Origin of the sequence: Armatimonas sp. (assembly GCF_043760365.1) — a bacterium.
GTDB lineage: Bacteria > Armatimonadota > Armatimonadia > Armatimonadales > Armatimonadaceae > Armatimonas.
The window spans coordinates 1-3605 of the sequence record NZ_JAYUPA010000729.1; the positions used below are offsets into that span (position 1 = coordinate 1).

At 52.9% G+C, this 3605-nt stretch carries 2 protein-coding genes; both read left to right on the forward strand.

Features of this window, described 5'->3' with window-relative positions; genetic code table 11:
* Positions 1-49: 49 nt before the first annotated feature.
* Positions 50-3049 (forward strand): hypothetical protein, encoded by a 3000-nt coding sequence (locus ACH2EH_RS17225; protein WP_395143499.1) that lies wholly within the window; start codon positions 50-52, stop codon positions 3047-3049.
* Positions 3050-3319: 270 nt separating this feature from the next.
* Positions 3320-3605, forward strand: a 286-nt coding sequence (locus ACH2EH_RS17230) for a hypothetical protein (RefSeq protein WP_395143501.1), incomplete at its 3' end; no start/stop codon positions are given.

Genomic DNA, 3605 nt, shown 5'->3' on the forward strand with positions numbered 1-3605 from the left:
AAAAAGCAGCTATTGCTGCTGGGATAACTAAGTGGAGAGAGAAAAAATAATGGTAAATGTTGCAACAGTACCTCTCACGGAGGCAGAATCTCCCGTTACGGAGACCGAACCGATAGAGGGAGAGCTGATTGATATTGCTGGCGAAGTCCCCATCCCAGATGATCTTCTCAGTGATGAAGAAGAGAGCCCTCGGTATTCTCTGCCAAATGAGCTGGTCAAGGTGCAGTATGACATGGTGCCTGTGGCCACTGTGCCACAGACGGTTGGGCTGAGTGAGCGGATTGTCATTTCGGCTCCCTCGTCTAGGCACTCCAATCCCTATGACCTAGGGGCCTATGAAGAGGCGGTTCAGGATCTGAATACGCGATTTGCACTACGGGTGGCCCATGCCCGTGAGGCACGTTTCCGACTCCTAGCTGCAGGAGAGCGTCATCAGCAACTGTTTACCCTCAAAGAGCTTGAGCGCCAAAACTTGAACTGGCGCAACCAAGTCAATAATACCCGTCTGGACGAAGAGCTCTCAAGTCTGCGTAAATGGTGGGAAGAGACACGCAAGAACTATAACGATGAGATTCGGCGCATTGAGGAAGATCGGATCACGTACCGCATGGAGCGGCACTCGGAGATCGAGGCGGCACGTAAAACCTACTGGGAGGTTCAGGAGCGGTGCTCCAAAGAGCGCGATACCCGAGACCAAGAACGCCGTCAGTTTGAGAAAGAGCAAGAACGGGACTACCAGAAACACACCGATGAGCTAACAAAGCAACGTGACAAGCAGCAATTTGCGGAACAGCAGCAGGCACGTGAGCGTGAGCAGCTCCTCCAGGAAGAGGCACTGAAGTCGCGTGAAGCGCGGCGTGTGGTCGCACAAAAAGTCGCGGAGGATACGGAGGCCAGTGCCGAAGCTGCCGAGTTAGCGAAACAACAAGTTGAGGCTGAAGTTATTGCTCGGTTCCAGGAACAGTTGACCGCAGCGTCCGAAAAGTACCAGAAAATCTTTGAGGAAGCGGTCACCCGGGTCGAGGTCATGGAAGCAGAGCTCCGCGAGGCCGCCGATAAGATCGAGGCTGAGCTACTTTCTGAGCGAAGCCAGCGCGAAGAGTGGTTGCACTCAATCGCGAAAGAGACCGCTGAGGAAGCGGCTCGACAAAACGACACCGTTCATACCGCGCGTCGGGCTTTCCACACCACTGTGAATTCGCAGGGGAAATTACCCGGCCTGGCCTCATTGAACAAAGAAGGTGCTGGTGACATTGTTACTTCCCAGACGGACACAGCTCATCTTTCTTTTTCAAATCGCCATCAGGGTTTTAAAAAATATCTTCATCATGTCGGAGATTTTGTTGCGCATATTGCCCTTGGTAGCATTTTTGGGCTAAGTTTAGGACTGCTGACAAAATTTGCGCGACTGGATGGAGAAAGCATCCAGAAATTTGGATACAGCTCTGTCTATGTCTCTTGTGCTTTTGGGATATTCATCTTCTTTTTGATTGGTCGGCTTGCATTCAAGGCAAGTACATTTGCTACAGAGGAGATGGATGCAGCAAGAAAATCCGGCGAAAAAAATCGAGGTGTGATTGCGGTTGGCTTGGCCTCTCTGGTTCTGGTGGGGGTTGTTGTTCTGGAAGCGAGTGTGGAGCGTTTTGGCTTAGGTGAGATCATCCGGAAACAAATGGAATTGAACATGGAATCCGGAGTTCCCAGTAAGTACCAGGAGCTCTCTCTCTGGGTGATTGCCTTTATTGTCTCTGCACCCTTTATGATCTACCACTCCTACGAAGGGGCGATGGAGACGCGCTACCGACTGGGAGAAAAGCAACATCAGAGCTTGCTCGCTGTGCAGCGATATGAGCTCGAAAAAGAAGAGGAGCGACTCAATGAAGAGCGGCTTCTGAAGGCTCAGGTTGCCAAGGGCACGCTTGACGCGGAGGAGACACAGCTGCGGCTGCTTGGGGAAGGACTTCACCATCCCCGACGTGAAGCAGAGCGGCGCATTGAGGAGATCAACGCGCTCTTGACGACACATCCCGATATCGTTCGGTGGCAGGAATTTGTGGCGAGACGCGATTCTCAGTTAGAGGGTGATCCTCTTCTGTTAGCGGCAAAGGCGCAGTGGGATCGGGTTAAGCAAAGCCTAGACTCAGATCCACGCCTCAAAAGTGCACGACTCCTTGCCGAAGAAGCACGCTTTGCGGCAAACGATGCCCATCGCCGTGCAGAGAGCGCCGAGTCGGAGCTGTCGTTTGCACTGGAAGATGCGGCGCGCCAGCTCATCACGCGGACAGGTTCCAGTGTTGCGGAAGTGCTCGGTCAAAAATCAGGAGAGCTTGTCTCGGGAGCACTGAACCTGGCATCGCAGGCGGCCCGCGGTGGTTTTGGCGGGGCTACCTCGCCATTTGGTATCGCAGCTACTATAGCGGAGAAAGCTCTTATTCCATCCAATACTGCGGGTACCGAGGTTGAAACCTGGGAAGAGACCATGGCACGAGAGCGCTGGAATAGCTTACGGGGCTCCATTGCAAACGACCCCAAGATCCGTTTCTATGCCGCGCGTGTTTCGTCGCTCCAGAGCATGATCCGTAGCCTGGATACTCAGTATGGTAAGCGAAGAAAGCAGCTCATGGATCAGAAGCGCGCGATTGAAGTTCGCTTGCTTGAAGATGAGCACTCCAACCGAATGAGTGAGGCCATGCGCTCTGCGCTCCACGAGGCGGAGCTGGATGTACAAGCGGCTCAGCTGAACTTTAATGAAGAGATTGATCGTTTGATGAAGCTTCATGCGACGCCGTCATTTCTGCGCTGGATCACTGCCTATTTGCAAAACAGGGACAGTCAGTCAAAAAGACAGATGGAAGCATCGAGTAGAGTCAAGCCTTTATTGGTGAGTTCTTATGTGCCTAGGGAGAATAAAGCCATGGAAATTCCTCCCAAAGTGCTACCTGTTGAGATGCCTGTGCAGGATAATTCCAAGAAAACCACCGTGGCAGGAAGCTCTATTCCGGGGCATCCCTCATGGGGGTTCTCTCATGGTAAAACGAGTGAGAAATAGTGAAATCAGGACGAGTAGGAAAGCCACACAGACCGATAAGGGTGCTAACCGCACAAGATTCAGGATAGCAAACTCACTGGTTCTGTCGCTGTCTGCTCTCCATGAGTAACCGCCTGTGATGGCCATTCCTCGCCCAGCATCGTCCCCCTATCAGGCCGGTCGGTGCTGACGCGTGGCATTATCCCCTTGGGCTGGCAGTGGTTCGTAGTGAAATTGGGCTGGAGAATAGTGTTACAGTCTATACAGATCTTTGAGAAAGGGACATCGGCTATGACCGAGAGCAGTATGCCAGAGAGTTCGGCGGTACTTGAAGCGGCGGAGAAACTGAAACAGCAAACCGAACGGTTCGCCGCAACTGAGAAAGGAATCTCTCAGGCACTGGAGCGACTCAATTCAGAAGGCATCCGTGCGGCAGCAGAACTGAACCGGATAGAGGAGGGCTACCGGAATGCGCAGGCCGATTGGCAGTCTTTCCTCCGAGAGCAAGAAAGTGTCTCTGATGCTCTACGTGAGGAGTTATCCGGGAATGTCACGCTGTCCCTCCAACAGGCACACA